Here is an 18,629-nt window from a genome sequence, read left to right as displayed (position 1 = left end):
ATCGCTTGGCATAATAATTCCCCAACTTGCAAATACTTAAAAAACCCCTTACGGATAAAGATACCGAAAGCGCCGATTAGTCCACGCACTGGACAGACAATGATTGTAACTGCAATACGGATGCGCCATACGCGAGCACGCCAGATCGCACGCAAGGGTGTGCCCAAGCACATACTTTCTCATTGGTTGGGCAATACGTCCGAAAGATCAATTCATGCCTATTACAACGACCCTGCGGAGGAGGCACGGAAAATTGATGAAGCAATGGCTCCCATGCTGGCACCACTGGCAATGGCTTTTGCAGGTACATTGATAGACTCGGAGGATCAAGCAAAAAGAGCAAGCGACCCGACCAGCAAGCTGGAGTTCGCCCATGAAGGCAAGCTTAAGGATGTCGGGCGCTGCGGAAAACACAGTTTCTGTGCGACAACTTCGGTCCCGATCCCCTGCTATCGCTGCATGTATTTTGAGCCTCTAGTTGATGCACCACATCATGAAGTACTAGAGGCGTTACTGCAGCGAACGGAAGCCGAGAGGCAAGTGCTAAAGATCGGAAGCCCGCGAAACCTACTCATACCCATAGATCTCTCGGCCGACATTCGAGCTGTCGAGAACTGCATTACGCGCTGCAATTTTCGGAAAGCCGAACGGGGAATCAAGTAATGAGTGAGATTATCCGATTCATACCAAAACACGAGTTGACTGCCCGGCAAAACCTTAAAAAATTCATCGCTTTCGCCCGGAACGATCTCGAGCTCTGGTCCGACTTAAAGGATTTCTCATGGAATGCGAGCAGATGGTGTCTGCCCTTTGGAAGCGTCCGTTTCATCAGCTTTGAACATACCGGACTACACCCCAGTAAAAAGTCGGAACAACATCAACTGATGAATCCCTCTTTTACCGAGCTTGCTAAGGCCTATCTGCGTTATAGCTATACGCTTCGCCCACGTAAGGGGTTGAGCAAGGATATGCAGGCACTTAGAGTAATCGAGTTTGCCTTAAGTCAAGACTCAAAGGTACCGGATATTACCAGATTCAAACAACGGCACTGGGAAAGAGCCACCACCGCTCTTGAACCTTTTGCTGACCGCGACAATATTTGTTCTACCATTCGAGGAATCCTTAAGACATTTGCGGACATCTGCATAGTCAATGTCGATCCAATGCTTTGGAAGCACCCCTACACAGGCTTGAATAGCTCCAATGTTATCAAAGGAAAAAGGGCGTCAGAAGATGTAAAGGCAAAGAAATTACCAAATCAGGACGCTCTACTTGCGATTGCGGAGGTGTTCTCTCGAGGAGAGAGTAAAACGCATACCGCTGAAGACGTCTTAATTACCTGCGTCACCGGACTTTTGCTAAGCGCTCCTATACGTATTAGCGAGACGCTGCGATTTCGCACCGATTGTCTGCGTAACGAACGCGATAAGAATGGAGTGATGCAACATTACCTCGCATATTGGGTCCCGAAGACCCGGGAGTTTGCGCGAAAACCGATTCCAAAAGTCATGGCAGAGGTCACCGAAGAAGCGATAAAGAGGCTAAGCACGATAACCGAGGAAGGTCGTCGCCTCGCGAGTTACATGGAGACAAATCCAGTAAAATTTTATCGCCACTCAAATTGCCCGGATGTTCTTGATGATCAAGAGTTAACATGCCAACAAGTAGTAGAGGCTCTAGGAGCCTTCAGTCAGGGGGGTGCCGCGACTTCATAAGGAAACACACCGGTAAAGGGAAGCTCTCTGGTCTTACGCTGAACACCTTGTGGCAATTTGTGCTGGCCGAGCACCGAGCGCTCAATCCGCATTTCCCCTATCAGGAATCCCCGAATAGCTCGACGCAGCCACCTTTGAAAATGTCGGAATCCCTTCTGTGCTTTCGTCGATTTCAACTGTCAACGACGCTATGCACTAGCCCAGTACTGCTTGCTCCGTTTGATCAAAGTTACTATGCAGTACGTTTGATGATCGGTAGTAAACAAGCAGAGAATATGAATTTTTTCGCCCGAAACGGATACCAAATCGCCAAGCTCAAATCTCACAGCTTCCGCCACCTACTCAACCGTCTGGGGCGCGCCAGCGGCGTCTCCGTGGAGGTCCTCACTGAATGGAGCAGTCGCGCTAGCACCGTGCAGACTCGTACTTACTTAAACGATGACCCAATTATTGCTGCCTCTAAATGCGCTGTTGTGCTCGGAACTACTCAAGAGCAGGAGCCACTGCCTCCAATCACCAATGAAGAAACACTGCTTTATGGCGATGGACCATTCCATCGCAGCCGGTATGGCATCTGCCGTCGTAGCTGGAGAGCAGGTCCTTGCAATAAGTTCGCAGACTGTCTCAATTGTTCGGAACTACTCATGTGCAAGGGCGACAAGATTGCTGCTGAAATCATAAAGATCGATCGTGATAATCTCGTGCGGACTTACTCGGCCGCCCAACGGGCGATAGCGGAGGGCGAACGGGCTGCATCTCGCTGGACCGAAAAGGCAGGACCACAGATCGAAAGACTCGATCAACTGCTGGTCATCCTACACAACCCTGAAATACCGGACGGCAGCCCAATCGAAATGGTCGGGGAAGACTTCAGCCATGAAAAGGTGATTGTGTCCGAAAAAGCCAAAGCAACAGGCGCGAAGTTGCTAGACAGGAATGAATTACGCATCACATACGGCGATGATCTTCTGGCCTGCCTGGAGTTACTACGGAGTCCCGATAATGCCTAAAACGATCACAGAGCAACATGTGAGAAAAATCGCCCAAATGATTCGTCACTGGCCAGTCGAGCATGCACTGGATTGGAACGCCGTCTGCATTGGCGCACAAGGTATACTCGGGTGGGATAACCCGCCAACACGTCAGGCGCTTGACAAGAAAATTTCGATAAAAGTCTCTTATAAGTCCAAAAAAGAACAGTTAAAGTTTGAAAAGCAGAAGCTTGTTGAAATGCCAAGGCCACGGAGCACATTGGATGCCATGAAAAAAATCACCCGGCTCCAGGCCGAAAACGACGAACTGAAGGCAGAACTTACTAGAATGGCCGAGATCGCGAACCGGCTGATCTACAACGCAACGATTGCGGGACTTACACGAGAGCGGCTGATGGCTCCGCTCCCGACCATTCATGAGCCCCAAGCCCACAGAGCTCGAACTCATAAGTGATCGTTCAGAGACACGTCAGCGGCCTCTGAATAATTCTGCACCTCAGATCCCCCAACAACCAGCTAGCATGTTTGGGCGCCTCTGATATACACAATGATCAGACGGTTGTCCCAAGTCGCATAGGACCACTTTTATTGTTGTATCTCGCCTCAGATGGCACCCCCATAGCTTTTAACGTCGTGAAACTCTGATGGTTAGGAGTCTCGCCCTCCTCGTCTCCATATTCAATTTTGCCAAAGCCTCTCCCGACTCAGCGGTACATACCCAATAAGACGCCCCACCGTCTTTAATTCTTACCAGCTTGCTCGAGCTCAAAGATCAACCATCCGTTAAGACTACATACTCATGGGCCTCTGATGTCTCCTCCGGAGTCGATTCTAAACTTAAGGCGAGTAAAAAAATCGCTACCGCATCAGGCGAAAACGAGCCTCCCACTTCATACGGCGATTGCGCTACTACGGCTAGGCGTTACCTACGGGCACACACCGCACACTCAAAAGGTTGAGTATTGCAAGGGACGACTTTTGTTGCTGTAAGGGGCCTGAAAACATCGTGAGCCAGGAAGCTTCACATTGTGTGACCGCGGGTGTTGGGCGACCGCTGGCCCTGAACAATACCCACTCATGATCAACGACTTTTGGTCGATGAAGAGCTACCAATGCACTTAACCGATACTTGAGCTCAGGAATGGCTCGGTGAGTCGGTCGATCCTTCGCTCTTCGAGTTGCCCTGCTCGCAGTATTTCGTTTGAATTTGGATAATGCCGTAAAAGCTGGCGGGCCTGACGTCGAATAGATTCTGACAGAGTGGGATCTTGCGAAAGCTCGACCAGAAAGTCTCGAGTATAAATCAGCGCTCGTGTGCGCTCGCTAGGCATTGTCATATTTTTTCCTCTCAAACAACGGCTTTCGTTGAGGGATTAATTTGCAAGCAAATGGATCAGAAGGTGGTTCTACCGATCCTGATTAGGCGGGAATTTTCATCATTAAGTTACTAAATTTATCGACGAAGGTGCTCTGCAATAGAGAAAACGACGCGATCGGTGCGTAGCCTTGATAGATCAGAACAGGCTCCCTCGATATAGCTATGCCCACCTTCTAGCACATACACGTAATGCTGGAAGCCGTCCCGGTCGTCGATAGACTGGCGCAGCTCCTCAAGGCGCTCCATCTTCCAGCGGCCACTGCCATTCATATGCCCTGGACTCACCAACATTACGCCCTCGACCCATACGCCCTCGCGCCGTGCGGTCAATATTCGTTCGAATTCAGGGGTGCTGGTGATCAGCAAGGTGCTGGAGATTCCCTCGCCATTTTGGTCATAACCAACGCCAACAAAAAACCAATGACAGCACACAGGTAGCTCTACAAAGCGCCAATGCTGGACGTTCGCATCACTAAGCAACCTGCCCATCGGCATTTCGGTCTCACGGTATGTCAAGAACATGGTATCCCTCCGAAAATGAACACTATAGATTGTAGCTCTATAGTGCTCACAAAGGCCTCATTGTTCCTTTTGCGAGCACAGCAAATGGAACTGAAAAAAGCCTTTGGAATAGCATTGCGACGATTGAGGCAGAGCAAGGGGCTCTCTCAGGAAGATTTTTCCGAGGTAAGCAGTCGTACCTATCTCAGCACCTTGGAGCGCGGCTTGAAGGGACCGACCATTGAAAAAGTGCATGAACTAGCATCCACGCTAGGGGTTCACCCCATGACAGTACTGGCATCCTGCTACCTACAACAGAATGAAGATATCTGCCTCGAGGATTTGTTTGACCAAATACGCGCGGAGCTTTCAGTATTAGGAGCGATTCGGTAAAGCACGGCACAGCGTGATTTTATTTGTGCGATCGTGAAGCATTCAGGCTTCTTGAGGCAATGTCGCACAATGAATCTTTTCAGTCTTAGTACTAACTTGGAGCGCAACGCAGGAGGCGCGCATGTCCGTGGCCGGCAATATCGGCAGACGCATTCAACGCATGCCAAAAGGAAAGCCTATTTGCATCAATCATTTCGCTAACGAAGGTTCGCGGAAGACGGTGGCCAAGGTCTTGTCGCGATTAGCTGCAGCGGGTGAATTGGAGCGACTGATGCGCGGCATTTATATGCGGCCGAAAATTAGCCACTTCGCTGGCCAGGTGCGCCCTAACGTCACCTCCTTACTCCGAGTCCTTGCCCAGGTGACTGGTGAAACAATTGCGATTCATGGGGCTGAGGCAGTCAGGGCTTTCGGTTTGAGTACTCAAATGCAAATTGAACCCGTTTTTTACACCAGTGGTGCCAGCCGCAAGGTGGAAATTGGACAGACAACTATTCAGCTACTTCACGTCCCCGCTCAAAAATTACAGCATTCTGGGACGAACGTTGGTTTGGCTCTTGCCGCCCTTTTCTACATAGGTAAAGCAGGAATCAATGACACCGCTATTGCAAGGATCCGAGCCAAGCTGGACCAAGCTGAGTTTAAACGGCTTACAGACAGCAAAATTCCCACATGGATGAAGACTGCATTCAGCCAATCAAATCGAAGACCCCTGACGCTTTAATCCCATCTGTTCTTGCTGCTAGAAGAATATTACTGCGACCGTCTGCCGCTCGCTGAACTACGCAAACATCAAAATTGAATGGATGGCCTACGTGGCTGCCCAAAGTAAGTTTCGCCGACACAGCGGTGACTACGTTTTCACGGAGAATGACGTGCGCGATCATACGAAATTTCCCGACACGCTGGCTCCCAACGACGGGGCAATCTGTATCCACTGCGCTCTGGGACCAAGAGAGGGCAAATACATCGAATCAAGACCTACGTGATCGCAGCATTGAACATGCGCTTCAAGGAGGCCGACGGCACGCCTTGCACAGACATTCCCGCGATTGCGACGGCGATCAAGGCGCTACTGACCGGCTCCATCTATGAGTGGCTGCTCAACCAGGCTGAAATCGAACTCAAGCACATTCCTGCCACCGTCGAGGCGTTGATCTCCCCCTTGCAGGGAAAAACTTCAGGCCTGGATCAACAGGGCGTGCTTTAACACTGAGTCGGTGGTGGTCTGGTAGTGGCTGGCGAGCAGCTCGCACGCCTTGTCGATGTCCTTGGCCAGTGCCGCGTCCATCAACTCCCGGTGTTCATGGGGCACATCCCGCGCGGAGCTCTCGGCGTAGTGCATCGACAGGAAGCGGTAGCGCGCGGTTTGATCCCGCAGAGACGCACACAGGCGCAGCAACGTTGGTGAGTTGCAGCTGGAGATAAGCGCCTGATGGAATAGCTCGTGAGCGTTTTCCCATTCCGGCTTGAGCAGGCGCTCCGGGCCTTCGACGATGGTCAGGCGGTCAAGCCGGTGATGGGCGGCGAGCACGCGGCTCTCCCACTCCACGTCCCCTTGGCGAATGGAGTCAGCCAGCGCTTTGCATTCGATGTGTAACCGGGCAGCCGTGATGTCGGCGATTTCCGCAGCGGAAATCTGCCCGACGCTGAAGCCCTTCTGATCCGCCGCCGAGACGAAACCGCTGCTGGCCAGTCGCGACAAGGCTTCGCGCAGTGGAATCACCCCCACGTCGTAGGCCTCGGCCAGTTCCTTGAGGCGCAGGCGACTGCCGGGCGCCAGTTGGCCATTGATGATGTCCTGGCGAATCCTTGCTTCGAGTTGCGAGGCCATGGTGCGCTTTTCAGCGGGTTCCGACGATTGCCAGTTGATCAGGGGGGAATTCACGGTTGACTCCTTTTTACGCGTTGTCTGTTCGAATCATACACAGATCATGAAATTTCTCACATTTGGTAAAATATATATTTTTTTGTTGACGATATATTTTATTGAGCCTAGCTTAGTGACTACGCGGTCGGCTGCCCTTCCACACCGGCCCCTTTTCAAGCCAATAAGAGAAACCGTCATGCGCTACGTCCGTTTCCTCAATCAAGGTCAACCAGTCCTGGGTGTCGTCTCTGCCCAAGGTGTACGCGTACTGGGTACCGAATCCATCGAATCCCTGCTGGCCCGTGGCGTGGACTTGACCACTCACGGTGCCGAAGCCAGCGGCGCGTTGGTCGAGATCGCCGAAGACGCCTATCTGCCTCTGATGCAGCGTCCGACCAAGATCATTTGTGTGGGCCTGAACTATGCCGACCACACCAAGGAATCCCCTTACGCCCAGCCGAGCTACCCGACCCTGTTCCCGCGCTGGAACTCGAGCCTGACGGCCCACAACAAACCGCTGATTCGCCCGCGCGTCTCCGACACCCTCGATTACGAAGGGGAAATGGCCGTCATTCTGAAAAGCGGTGGCCGTCATATACGCAAGGAAGATGCGCTCAGTCATGTCGCCGGTTACGCGCTGTTCAACGAAGGCTCGGTCCGTGACTACCAGTTCATTTCGCCGCAATGGACCGTTGGCAAGAATTTCGACGACACCGGAGCCTTCGGTCCTGTGCTGGTGACGGCTGACGAGCTGCCAGCCGGTGGCATGGGTTTGCTGCTGGAAACCCGCGTCAATGGCAAGGTTGTACAATCGGCCAACACCGACGACATGCTGTTCGACGTGGCCACCATCATTTCCACGCTCAGTGAAGCGGTGACCCTGGAAGCCGGCGACGTGATTGTCAGCGGCACCCCGGCCGGCGTCGGTTTCGGCATGAATCCAAAGGTCTACCTGAAGGCCGGCGATGTCGTCGAAGTGTCCATCGAGGGCATTGGCAAGCTGGTCAACCCTGTGGTTGACGAAGCCTGACGACACCGCGTCAAACCTGGCGCAGGGCCATCCACCAGCCCTGCGCGCAATAACTACAATAATTAAAAATGGAGGCAATCATGAGCGTGTCCCATGGTGTGCATTCAATCGATCATTACGCGCTGAACGTTCCGTCCCTGGACGAAGCCTGCCAATTCTTCGAAAGCTTCGGCCTCGAAGTCGAACGTGGCGCGCAGCAACTCCTCCTGCGGGCAGCCGACGGGCACGTGTGGGCGAAGATCCTGCCCGCCGCTTCCAAGTCACTGGCGTACCTGAGCTTCAATTGCTACGAGCAGGACTTCACCGCGCTACGCCAGCAGATCGAAGCAGCGGGTGGTCGCTTTGAAGATCGTCCCGGCGCCGGCATCTGGTTCCGTGATCCGGACGGCAACCTGTTGCAGGTCAAGGTCGGCGCCAAAACCATGCCCGACCAAAAGACGACCCACCGCAACAGCGCTACCCCGCCCAACCATCGCGGCGCGACGACGCGCGATGGCTTGGCGCGAGTTCGCCCTCGCCGCCTGTCCCATGTCCTGTTGTTCACCCCGGACGTCCTAGGTGCCCTGCACTTCTATGAACACGCGCTGGGTCTGAAGCTTTCGGATAAGTCGATGGACATCATCGCCTTCAGCCACGCCGCCCACGGCTGCGATCACCATCTGGTGGCGTTCGCCAAGAGCAGTGCCAAGGGTTGGCACCACGCAGCCTGGGAAGTCGACAGCATTGACGAAGTCGGCGCCGGCGCCTCGCAAATGGCTGCGGCTGGCCACACCAAAGGCTGGGGCACGGGGCGTCATTGCCTGGGCTCGAACTACTTCCACTACGTGCAGGATCCGTGGGGCTCCTTCTGCGAATACTCGGCAGACATGGACTACATCTCTGAAGGCAGTGAATGGCCGGCCGGCGATTACCCGCCGGAAAACTCCCTGTACCTGTGGGGCCCGGACGTCCCGGACAACTTCATTTTCAATACTGAAGCGGGCACTCCGGTACCGTCCTGAGTCTCCCTGCCCCCTCCAAGACAACTGAAATTCCTGCATGGCGCGAGTCCTCCTGATCGCGCTACGGGCCCGGCCACGTCCGGAAATCATTGAGAAGTACTCGAGGCACAGTCATGAATCAGCACACCACAGTCGATGTCGCCATCGCCGGTTACGGTCCAGTAGGCCAGACCCTGGCCATTCTGTTGGGTCAGATGGGTTACACGGTAGCCGTCTTCGAGCGCTGGCCAGCGCTCTACCCGCTCCCGCGCGCCGTTTTCTACGATCATGAAATTCGCCGTGTATTCCTCTCCATGGGATTGGGTGAAGAGCTGGCAAAAATCTCCCAGCCGTCGGCGCGCTACCAGTGGTTCAACGCTGACTGGAAGGTACTGGTGGAGATCGACTGGTCGGCCGAGTCCATCAGCGATGGCCCCTTCGGCTACCTGTTCAACCAGCCGTCACTGGAGGCCATCCTCGACCGCAAAGCCAAAAGCATCAGCAACGTGCAGATCCATCAGGGTTGGGAAGCCACTGCGCTCAAGCAGGACGTCACCGGCTGCGACATGGTGCTCAACCGGGTGATTCGTGAAGACGGCAAGTTCTCGCTGGGCGAAGAACAGCAAAGCGTCCGCGCTCGCTACGTAATCGGTGCCGACGGCGCCAACAGCTTCGTGCGCCAGTCGCTGGGCATCGAATGGCAAGACCTGGGTTTCCAGGAAGACTGGCTGGTCGTCGACCTGCAGCCCAAGCCGGGCGTGGAACTGGACGTGCCGGACATCGGCCAGTGGTGCAACCCCGAGCGCCCGACCACCATGGTCCCCGGCGGCCCCGGTTATCGTCGCTGGGAGTTCATGCGCCTGCCGCACGAGACCCTCGAGGACCTGCAAGACACCGACAAGGTCTGGTCACTGCTGTCGCGTTGGGTCACCCCGGACACCGCTGACCTGGTGCGCCACGCGGTCTATCAGTTCCGTTCGCGCATTGCTTCGAACTGGCACAGCGGCCGGGTGATGCTGGCCGGCGATGCGGCCCATGTGATGCCACCGTTCATGGGCCAGGGCATGTGCTCGGGGATTCGCGATGCCTGGAATCTGTCCTGGCGCCTGGATCTGCTACTGCGCGGCCTGGCTGACGACACCCTGCTGGACAGCTACACCCTGGAACGCAAACCACAGATCCGCGCCGTGATCGAAGCATCCATGGCGATGGGCAAAGTGGTCTGCGTATCTGACCCGGTGAAGGCCGCCGAACGTGACGCCGCGTACCTGAGCGGCAACGTCGCTCCGCTGCCGCCGTTCCCCGGTTTGACCGACGGACTTTTGCAGAAGGATGGCCAATTGCGCGGCATTCTCGGTGTACACGGTTCGATAGAAATCGATGGCCAGGTCAGTCGCTACGACGATGTCATCGGACGCGGCTTCCACTTGCTGGTGCGCGGTGACGAAGATCCGCTTGCGCAACTCGATGCGCAGCAGCTGGGCTTCATTCGCGACTACGGCCTGCAAGTGGTTCGGCTTGCGCCGGTCTCTGACAGCGCCAAGGGCATCTACCGCGATGTTTCCGGCAAGTACTTGCAGTTCATGGCCGAGGCCGGGCTCAAGGTCCTGGTGGTGCGCCCCGATTACTACTGCTACGGCGGGGTGGCCGAACTGTCGGCGCTGCCGAAGCTACTCAATTCCCTACGCGGGCAATTGCAACAAAACGCCATCATCCATGAGGCCAGGGCCTGCCACGTCTGACACCGAGTTCCAGGGGGCACGGACGCCCCACCCTTCAAAACTCTGACAACAAAAACAAGAGACAGACAATGCACAACATCAAGGTGAAAACGCTTGGTGCGGTTCTGGCCGCCTTCGCGACGCTCAACACCCACGCCGCCGACAGCATTGAAACAGGCGAAGGCACGCTGTTTCGCAGCCTGTTCGGTGACACGCTGGAAAAGGACTATGGAATTGTGGTCTCGGGATTATTCGACACGGGTTACTCGCGCAACAACCGCTCGACCCACGACGAACGCCAGGACGGCTTGAGCAATCTGCCGCTGGTGGGTTTCGCCGATGAAGGCCTGGAATGGGGCGGCCTGCATCTGTTTGTCGACAAGGCGCTCAAGGGTGACATGGTGCCCCGCATCACGCCCCTGCCCGGCCCGCAACCCACTGAACCGTCATTCGGCTTCACCTTTGAAATGAACTACGGCCGCAACGCCCAGTTCGCCCGTACCCAAGGCTGGGACATGCATTGGGGGATCAACTCACCCGGCGACGATGACCTGGCCAAGGCCCAGCGCGACAAACAGAAATTCCTCGCCATTCCCAACATCGCCGCCACCGCCTATTTGCCGTACGGCCCCGGCATCACCGCCATGGCGGGTGTCTTCGGCCCGGCGCTAGGCTATGAAATCCCGCCGAACATCCGCGCTGCGCGCAACCCGTTTGCCAGCAAGACCTACGCCTTCGTCAGCGAACCCGGCACCGTTGGCGGCGTCCAGTTGGGTTCACGCCTGTACAACAGCGAGTCAGGCATTCTCGGCGTGGAACTGGGTGTGGTCCAGGGCTGGAACAACCTGCGGGACAACAACGACACCAAGTCACTGATGGGCGCCGTGCGTTGGCGTACCGCCGACATGCAAACCTGGATCGACTACGAATTCATCCTCGGCGATGAAGAGAACGACAGTTTCAGTGACGTGCAGGCGCCAACCTCGCGCCTGGTATCGCCGGACGGCCAGTTCAAACAACAGCACTCGCTCAACGGCTGGCATCGATTCGACGCCAACTGGTCGATGGGCGCGGAGCTGGTCTACGGCCACCAGGCCGGCGACGGCAAAGCCAGCACAGTCGACATCATCAACGGCCCCGGCTTCGACGGCGCGCATTGGTGGGGTGCCAACGCGGTGCTGACCTACCAGCAACGACCCGATCTTTCGTACTCGGTACGGGCCGAGCATTTCGCCGATCCCGACGGCTTCATCCTGCTGCCCGTCTCCACCGCTCGCGGCAATTTCAACGCCGTCACTGCCGGCCTGCGTTACGACCTGAACAAGTACATCTCGCTGCGTCCCGAAGTGCGGTACGACGTGTTCGACGGCAACGCCGACGACCACCCGTTCGGCGCCGGACGTGACCGCACACAGCTGACCGGCCTGGTCGAAGCCCTGATCTATTTCTAAGACCCTGGCAGCCAGGCCATGGCTGCCTTCCTCAACTCCATCCGAGTAACAACCATGAACAACAATAAGCACGCGTGGGATGTTCGATACGAGTTCAAAGCGGTGGCCTTGCTGGCCTTGGGATTCGGCCTGGTCGGCCTGGACCGGTTCATCATCCTGCCGCTGTTCCCGGTGATGATGAAAGACCTGGGCCTGAACTATCAGGATTTGGGCAACGTTACCGCCATCCTGGGGCTGGCCTGGGGCATTTCTTCGATCTTCATGGGGCGTCTGTCCGACCGCATCGGTCGACGCAAAGTGCTGATTCCGGCAGTACTGGTGTTTTCGCTGTTGGCGGGCCTCTCGGGTCTGGCGACCGGTATCGGCGGATTGCTGCTGATCCGCGCGATCATGGGCATCTCCGAAGGCGCCTTTACCCCGACAGCCCTGGCGGCCACGGCGGAGTCCTCGCACCCTGCCCGACGCGGGATGAACATCGGCATCCAGCAGGCCTTCTTCCCGATCCTGGGCCTTGGACTCGCGCCGATTCTCGCCACACAACTGTTGCTGGTGGTGCCGTCGTGGCGCTGGGTGTTCGTGATCGTGTCGTTGCCGGGCTTCCTGCTGGCCCTGGCGATGTACCGGCACTTGCGGGAAACCCGCGTCGCGACACCGCCCAAAACCGAATCCCGCTCAGACGCCAAGCACACCGGCTGGCTGGATGCCCTGCGCTATCGCAACGTATGGCTGAACATCGTCGGGATGTTTTGCATGCTGACCTGCCTGTTTGTCATTAGCGTGATGATGCCCAACTACCTGATGGACTATTTGCACCTTGAAGTGCAGCAGATGGGCTTCGTGATGTCAGCCATCGGCCTGGGTGGTTTTCTCGGGCAACTGATCATGCCAGCCGTGTCCGATCGAATCGGACGCAAACCGGTGGTGCTGATTTCGTTCGTCGCCACCGGCGTGTTCCTCTGGTTGCTTATGGGTACGGGCGCGGAACCGATGAAATTGTTCGCGTTGCTGTTCCTGACGATTTTTTTCAACTTCAGCATGATCTGCATGACGGTCGGGCCGCTCACCAGCGAATCGGTTCCGGCGGCACTGACCTCGACCGCTACCGGTCTGGTGGTCGGCATCGGCGAGCTTTTCGGTGGCGGCGTAGCACCTGCGATCGCCGGTTTCATCGCCCAGCACCACGGTATCGAAAACACCATGTACCTGGCACTCGGCGCGGTGTTGGTCGGATTGCTGGTCGCGACATGCTTACGCGAAACCGCCCCGGCCAGGGTTTCTGCGCCGGCCGCCGAGGGCATCGACAGCGTGTAAAGCATTCACTCCTCACTCGGGGAGCGACAGGAAGTCGGAATGGGCGTTTTGATGAGCAATAACGACACGCCCCGTCATGAGCAAGGTGCGCATGCCGGTGCCAGGTGCCACGACCGCCCGGCACTGAACTATCCCTCAAGCGTTTCATTGAAATAACGGCGCCGGCCACAAGCTGGCGCCGGTTCGTTTGATGTTTGATATGACAGTACGCCTGCTCTTTCGGGGTGACTGTCTGGATCCCTTCTTTGAGGAAAAATCCATTGTTTTTCAGAAAAATGAAGTTGGCCCCGCGCTCGGTTTTCGGATTTGGCTTGTTTGGATTGGTTGTCCTGCTTCTGGGCCTGTTCTCATTGAGTATGGTCAGGCAATTGAGCGTGGAGTCCGACGCGATCAGGGAAGTCTGGGTGCCGAGTCTCATCCGGCTCGCGGCGCTGAACAAAACAGAGGATCGAGCCGGAATAATGACGTTTCGCATGGTCGTGCTGCGTGACCCAGCGGCCCTGGCGGCTAATCAGAGCGCACTGATGCAGGTACTCGACAGTGTGCGCCAGCAACAAGAGACGTTTGCAGCGCATTTGCGGCAGCCGGCGGAGCGGGAGATTTTCCAGCGATACCTGGACGCCTCAAATGCGTTCCGCCATGACCAGCTTGAGGTCATACGGCTTGCAGCCGATGGTCAACGCCAGGAAGCCACGGACATTCTCAATGGCCCTATCGATAAATTTGCCATGGAACTGGGAGCGCGCTCGGGTCAATTGCAGGACTTTTACCTGCAGCGCTATCAACAAAGCGCCGGGTTCGAGCAACAAACGCGTGAGCGCGTCGTGGTGGGGGTCATCACGGCAATGGCCCTGGCTGCCCTGTTGACGATAGTACTGGCGACGCTCTACACCCGCAGCATCAACCAGCCCCTGCTCGATGCGCTCAACGTCGCACAGAACATTGCCCGCGGTGATCTGACATCCACCATCAATGACACTGGGAAAGACGAACCGGCGATGCTGCTTCAGGCGCTTGGGACCATGCAGGCTCACCTTCACGACACAGTACTGCGCATTACGGATTCTTCCACCCGGCTGGCGCATTCTTCGCAGCAGTTTCATGGCGTGATCGCGACCGCCAACAGCGGGCTTGAGGAGCAGAACAAGGAAATCGAACAAGCCGCCACCGCCGTGAATGAAATGACCGCTGCCGTCGATGAAGTGGCGAGAAACGCATCGGCGACAGCGCTGGCGTCACGCACCACGGACACAGCAGCGCAAACCGGAAAAGCCCGGGTCATGGAAACCCTTGAATCGCTATCGGTATTGGCAGAGGGCATTTCGATTACCGCCGATCGTGTCGAAGCGCTTGCCCGCAGCGTGTCCGGCATCAACCGTGTGCTGGAAGTGATACGGTCGATTGCCGAACAGACCAACCTGTTGGCGCTCAACGCAGCCATTGAGGCCGCCCGTGCCGGGGAAGCGGGTCGCGGGTTCGCCGTCGTCGCCGAAGAAGTCCGGGCGTTAGCGTTCCGGACGCAGCAATCAACGGAGGAAATCGAACACATGGTCAGTTCCTTGCGTAGCGTGGCGGCACACACGCTTTCCTCCATGCAGGAGAGCACTGAACGTGTCCACTCGACCCTCAGTATCGCCCAGCAAGCAGATACTGCCTTGCAAGAGGTCACCGTTGCGGTGGAGACCATCAGTCAAATGAACGTGGTCATCGCCAGTGCTTCAGAACAACAGGCTCAAGCTTCCCGAGAGATCGACCGGAGTTTGATCAGCATTCGTGATCTGTCCGTACAAACCTCGGCGGGCGCTGCACAGATACACTTGACCAGCGAAGAACTATCGCTGTTGGCCACCGGACTGCGTGGGCACATCGACAGGTTTCGCATCTAGCCCGGGCTTTCTTCCTGCAAGGTTTTTCAAATGATCGAATTCCATAAAGTCACCGCGTATCAGCAACAGACACGAGTGCTCGACCAGCTGTCATTGAAGATCGGGCCGCAGGAGCGCGTTGCCATTCTCGGCCCTAACGGCGCGGGTAAAAGCACCCTGCTCAAGCTGATCAACAGGGAACTTTACCCGGTGGCTCAGGAAGGCAGTTATCTGAAGCTGTTCGGCAGCGAGAGCCTTAATCTATGGCAGCTGAGGAACAGGATCGGCTTCGTGTCACAGGACCTGCAAGAGGATTACACGCCTTATACCAGCGCATTGTACGTTGTGGTTTCCGGCTTTTTTGGCGCCATCGGCCACCACGATCACCTGCAACCGACCGAGCTCCAGCTCGAGCAGGCACGCGCCATGATGGCCAGCCTGGGAATTTCGCAGGATGAATCCTGCATGTTCCAGCGCCTTTCCACCGGCCAGAAAAGACGCCTGTTGCTGGCCCGAGCGCTGGTGCATCATCCCGAGGCGCTGATTTTCGATGAGCCGGCCAATGGGCTCGACATGGGTGCCAGCCTGGCCATGCTGACGCTGCTGCGCAGTTTCTGCAGTGAAGGCCGGTCGTTGCTCATCACCACCCACCACGTCGACGAGATCATTCCGGAAATCGAGCGCGTGGTATTGATCAAGCAAGGCCAGATAGTGGCCGACGGTGCCAAATCCGAACTATTGACCAGCGCACACCTTTCGGACCTCTACCAGACTCCACTGCACATCAGCGAAAAAAACGGCTGGTATCGGTGCTGGCACGATTAAGTCGGGCGTTCGCCCACTGAAGCACACAGCGCCGTGGAGGCCGCGTCTTCTTGATGTGCAACCTTGAGGAACGCTTGTACCGCGCCACTGGTTTCGTTGACGCGGCTGATCAGCAATAGATCGGCTTGGGGTTCAACGTCATCAAAGGTGCGATAAATCAGGCCGGGAATCGAGACTTGCATCAGCGGGGTCGGCACCAGCGCTACGCCCATGCCGGAGGCCACCAGCGCCAGTACGCTCAAGGTGCTGGTGGTGCGCTGAACCTTGGGCTCGCTGCCCAACGCTTTGCGCAGCGCAGCGAGCATATGTTCGTCCGCGCCATGTGCAGCGTAAACAATCAGTGATTCGGCGCGGAGCATCGGCACACACAGGGGGTTCTGGTTGGCTAGGGGATGATCTTGTGGCATTGCGACGACCAAGGGCCAGGTGCCGATTCGTTCGAACAACAAGGCATCGTCCAGAGCTTGTTGCCCATGGCTGGGTGCGTACCCCAAATCGAGTTGTCCGTTCTGGATGGCTTCAACCTGCAGGTGCGGCGCCAGTTCTCGCAGAATGACTTCCGCATCGGGATAAGCGCGACGAAATGCCCGTACATCTGCCATCAGCCGACCACTGAATACGGCATTGCCGGCAAAACCGATACGCACCGTGCCCATCTCGCCACGCAGCGTACGTTGCACCAGGCGCTGGGCATGCGCAGCCTGATCAAGTATGCGCTGCGCCTCGATTTGCAGCTGCACCCCGGCCTCTGTGAGCTCCACTCGACGGCTTGTTCGCAGGAAGAGCTGACCACCCAGTTCCTCTTCAAAAGCCTTGATCTGCATGCTGAGCGCGGACTGAACGATGTGCAAACGTTGAGCGGCTCGACCGAAATGGCCCTCTTCCGCCACAGCGAGAAAATAACGTAATTGACGCATGTCCACGACCGCTCTCCTCGATCAGTTTTAATGATCAATCGTTCATTTCAATCTATTTGAAGTTATCAGTCGAGAAGAAGATCCTCAAGGTGTACGCCACTACTGAACATCGAGGATTCACATGTCGACTTATCTGGAAGACCGCCTGCAAATTACCGACTTGATCACTGGCTGGATTCATCGCGATCTGGGGCAATGGGACGAACTGGCCAGGCTGGCCCATCCTGATGGCGTGATCGAAATCACCTGGTTTGAAGGGCCATTCGCAGAGTTCGTTGAAGGCTCAAAGCGTATGGGCAAATCCGACCTGCGCACCAAGCACCTGATTGGCACACCTGTGGTGAGCCTCAACGGCAATAAGGCCATCGTCGAAACCAACGCGGTGATTGTCGGCGAAAACGTTCGCCTGGGCCTGGGGTGCAGCGTGCACAACCGGTTCTATGACCTTGCCGAAAAGCGCGAGGGGCAATGGAAACTGGTCAAGCGCCAGAGCATCTACGACATGGGCAGCTTCACGTTTCCACAGGGGCTGGTGGAGATCGACCGTGAAGTCGTGTCGCGTTACCCACGCGAATACGCGCCACTGGCCTATCTGCTGGAAAAAAGCGGCTTCCTGCTTAACCGTTTGTTTGCCACTCGCGGCAGCGAGCTTGAGCAGGCCATGCGCAAACAGGCCGCCGATTGGCTGAACGCAGCGTGAAGTCTGGACACACAACGCATGGGTAATTTCAGTCGACTCGACAAATATAAGAACAGGGAATGACCGCCATGAAAAACACCAGGAAAAACACTGCTCATCTGGACTACATCTTCCACGGATTGGGCATCCCGTTGTCGGCACAGGGAAGGATGCCCGAAGCCGACAACCACAAACGGCCGCTGATCATCGCCATTCATGGTGGGACGTACTCCTCGAGCTATTTTGATATCGAAGGATATTCCTTACTGGATAGAGCACAGGCTCAATGCCTGCCCATTATTGCCATCGACCGCCCAGGCTACGGTCATAGCACTGACTTCGCCTCAGCAGCCCCGAGCATCATTCACCACGCGCAAATCCTTGAGTCCGCCATTGATGAAATCTGGCGCAATTACAAGCATCAGGTCTGCGGTGTGGTGCTTATCGGGCATTCCATTGGTGGCGCGGTCTGTATTGCTATCGCGGCACGCCAACCGTCCTGGCCACTGCTGGGCATTGCGGTGTCCGGTGTCGGCCTGGACCCGGTGCCGGAGTCCAAAGACAAATGGAACGAGATTCCGCCAACACAGACATTCGTCAACATTCCAATGGAGGCCATGAACGGCTTTTTCTTCGGTCCTGAGGCCACCTACGACAGCAACGTGATGCCCCAGGCAAGTTACAGCGCAGGGGCACCGGCACCGCGTAGCGAACTGATCGACATCAGCTTCGGATGGCCGAAAATGGTGGGGAAACTCGCGGCCAACGTCACGGTACCCGTGCACTATCGGCAACCGGAATTTGAAAAACTGTGGCCGGTCTCAGAAGATCTGGTCAACCAATTTTCCAACGCGTTCAGCAACAGCCCCGAGGTAGATGCCGCGCTGGTGTTGGGCGCCGGTCATTGCATTGACTTTCACCGGGTAGGTGAGCAATTCCAACTCGAGCAACTGTCCTTCGCCAAGCGCTGCGCCGAACGCGTTTAAATCACTTGGAAGCAG

At 56.3% G+C, this 18,629-nt stretch carries 20 protein-coding genes; 16 read left to right on the top strand and 4 right to left on the bottom strand.

The window, feature by feature from the left end:
* Nucleotides 1-99 precede the first annotated feature (99 nt).
* The 4 genes from ABVN21_RS09275 (at nucleotide 100) to ABVN21_RS09260 (ending at nucleotide 3,161) form a co-directional block, all read left to right on the top strand.
* Entirely contained in the window at nucleotides 100-663 is a 564-nt protein-coding gene (locus tag ABVN21_RS09275) for a hypothetical protein (protein WP_339554545.1), read from the top strand.
* The gene (locus tag ABVN21_RS09270) at nucleotides 663-1,715 is read left to right on the top strand and encodes a hypothetical protein (RefSeq protein WP_339554544.1); all 1,053 of its coding nucleotides are present in this window, start codon (nucleotides 663-665) and stop codon (nucleotides 1,713-1,715) included. Before ABVN21_RS09275 ends, ABVN21_RS09270 begins: the two co-directional genes overlap by 1 nt.
* Nucleotides 1,716-1,963: 248 nt before the next feature.
* On the top strand, nucleotides 1,964-2,725 hold the full coding sequence (locus ABVN21_RS09265) for a hypothetical protein (RefSeq protein WP_339554543.1): 762 nt from the start codon (nucleotides 1,964-1,966) through the stop codon (nucleotides 2,723-2,725).
* Nucleotides 2,718-3,161: a hypothetical protein gene (locus ABVN21_RS09260; RefSeq protein ID WP_339554542.1), complete on the top strand. Its 444-nt coding sequence runs from the start codon at nucleotides 2,718-2,720 to the stop codon at nucleotides 3,159-3,161. Before ABVN21_RS09265 ends, ABVN21_RS09260 begins: the two co-directional genes overlap by 8 nt.
* Before the next feature lie 664 nt (nucleotides 3,162-3,825).
* Here the strand turns inward: ABVN21_RS09260 and ABVN21_RS09255 are convergent.
* Together ABVN21_RS09255 and ABVN21_RS09250 are read right to left on the bottom strand one after the other, a co-directional pair.
* Complete coding sequence (locus tag ABVN21_RS09255) at nucleotides 3,826-4,038, bottom strand: BPSL0761 family protein (RefSeq protein WP_339554586.1); 213 nt, start codon at nucleotides 4,036-4,038, stop codon at nucleotides 3,826-3,828.
* Between the two features lie 122 nt (nucleotides 4,039-4,160).
* Nucleotides 4,161-4,607, bottom strand: a complete 447-nt coding sequence (locus tag ABVN21_RS09250) for a hypothetical protein (RefSeq protein ID WP_339554541.1) — start codon at nucleotides 4,605-4,607, stop codon at nucleotides 4,161-4,163.
* Nucleotides 4,608-4,691: 84 nt separating this feature from the next.
* On the opposite strand from ABVN21_RS09250, the gene ABVN21_RS09245 reads away from it, so the two are divergent.
* The 3 genes from ABVN21_RS09245 (at nucleotide 4,692) to ABVN21_RS09235 (ending at nucleotide 6,189) form a co-directional block, all read left to right on the top strand.
* Nucleotides 4,692-4,979 carry a helix-turn-helix transcriptional regulator gene (locus tag ABVN21_RS09245; RefSeq protein ID WP_339554540.1) on the top strand — a complete coding sequence of 96 codons (288 nt, stop codon included), beginning with the start codon at nucleotides 4,692-4,694 and terminating at the stop codon, nucleotides 4,977-4,979.
* A 121-nt stretch (nucleotides 4,980-5,100) separates the two neighbouring features.
* Complete coding sequence (locus tag ABVN21_RS09240) at nucleotides 5,101-5,703, top strand: DUF6088 family protein (RefSeq protein WP_339554539.1); 603 nt, start codon at nucleotides 5,101-5,103, stop codon at nucleotides 5,701-5,703.
* A 261-nt stretch (nucleotides 5,704-5,964) separates the two neighbouring features.
* The gene (locus ABVN21_RS09235) at nucleotides 5,965-6,189 is read left to right on the top strand and encodes a hypothetical protein (protein WP_339554538.1); all 225 of its coding nucleotides are present in this window, start codon (nucleotides 5,965-5,967) and stop codon (nucleotides 6,187-6,189) included.
* Here the strand turns inward: ABVN21_RS09235 and ABVN21_RS09230 are convergent.
* Nucleotides 6,160-6,867 (bottom strand): FCD domain-containing protein, encoded by a 708-nt coding sequence (locus tag ABVN21_RS09230; RefSeq protein WP_150770177.1) that lies wholly within the window; start codon nucleotides 6,865-6,867, stop codon nucleotides 6,160-6,162. The genes ABVN21_RS09235 and ABVN21_RS09230 overlap by 30 nt on opposite strands.
* 178 nt (nucleotides 6,868-7,045) lie before the next feature.
* On the opposite strand from ABVN21_RS09230, the gene ABVN21_RS09225 reads away from it, so the two are divergent.
* The 7 genes from ABVN21_RS09225 (at nucleotide 7,046) to ABVN21_RS09195 (ending at nucleotide 16,032) form a co-directional block, all read left to right on the top strand.
* Nucleotides 7,046-7,879, top strand: coding sequence for a fumarylacetoacetate hydrolase family protein (locus ABVN21_RS09225; RefSeq protein ID WP_339554537.1), 834 nt, complete (start codon nucleotides 7,046-7,048; stop codon nucleotides 7,877-7,879).
* An 80-nt stretch (nucleotides 7,880-7,959) separates the two neighbouring features.
* A complete protein-coding gene (locus ABVN21_RS09220; RefSeq protein WP_339554536.1) occupies nucleotides 7,960-8,880 on the top strand; it encodes a VOC family protein in 921 nt (306 codons plus the stop codon).
* Between the two features lie 113 nt (nucleotides 8,881-8,993).
* Nucleotides 8,994-10,601 (top strand): bifunctional 3-(3-hydroxy-phenyl)propionate/3-hydroxycinnamic acid hydroxylase, encoded by a 1,608-nt coding sequence (locus ABVN21_RS09215; RefSeq protein WP_339554535.1) that lies wholly within the window; start codon nucleotides 8,994-8,996, stop codon nucleotides 10,599-10,601.
* 68 nt (nucleotides 10,602-10,669) lie between these two features.
* A complete protein-coding gene (locus tag ABVN21_RS09210; protein ID WP_339554534.1) occupies nucleotides 10,670-12,031 on the top strand; it encodes an outer membrane beta-barrel protein in 1,362 nt (453 codons plus the stop codon).
* 54 nt (nucleotides 12,032-12,085) lie between these two features.
* A complete protein-coding gene (locus ABVN21_RS09205; protein WP_339554533.1) occupies nucleotides 12,086-13,342 on the top strand; it encodes an MFS transporter in 1,257 nt (418 codons plus the stop codon).
* 260 nt (nucleotides 13,343-13,602) lie between these two features.
* Entirely contained in the window at nucleotides 13,603-15,228 is a 1,626-nt protein-coding gene (locus ABVN21_RS09200; protein WP_339554532.1) for a methyl-accepting chemotaxis protein, read from the top strand.
* A gap of 30 nt (nucleotides 15,229-15,258) precedes the next feature.
* Entirely contained in the window at nucleotides 15,259-16,032 is a 774-nt protein-coding gene (locus ABVN21_RS09195) for an ATP-binding cassette domain-containing protein (RefSeq protein ID WP_339554531.1), read from the top strand.
* Here the strand turns inward: ABVN21_RS09195 and ABVN21_RS09190 are convergent.
* Nucleotides 16,029-16,949 (bottom strand): LysR substrate-binding domain-containing protein, encoded by a 921-nt coding sequence (locus ABVN21_RS09190; protein ID WP_339554585.1) that lies wholly within the window; start codon nucleotides 16,947-16,949, stop codon nucleotides 16,029-16,031. The two genes, ABVN21_RS09195 and ABVN21_RS09190, sit on opposite strands and share 4 nt — an antisense overlap.
* Before the next feature lie 121 nt (nucleotides 16,950-17,070).
* Between ABVN21_RS09190 and ABVN21_RS09185 the strand changes: the two genes are divergently transcribed.
* Complete coding sequence (locus ABVN21_RS09185) at nucleotides 17,071-17,649, top strand: nuclear transport factor 2 family protein (protein WP_339554530.1); 579 nt, start codon at nucleotides 17,071-17,073, stop codon at nucleotides 17,647-17,649.
* A gap of 68 nt (nucleotides 17,650-17,717) precedes the next feature.
* Complete coding sequence (locus ABVN21_RS09180) at nucleotides 17,718-18,614, top strand: alpha/beta hydrolase (RefSeq protein WP_339554529.1); 897 nt, start codon at nucleotides 17,718-17,720, stop codon at nucleotides 18,612-18,614.
* Nucleotides 18,615-18,629: the final 15 nt, after the last annotated feature.

This window comes from Pseudomonas sp. MYb327, assembly GCF_040438925.1.
Lineage (GTDB): Bacteria > Pseudomonadota > Gammaproteobacteria > Pseudomonadales > Pseudomonadaceae > Aquipseudomonas.
Note: the sequence above shows the minus strand (reverse complement) of the source record. Positions and strands in the feature narration are given on the sequence as shown.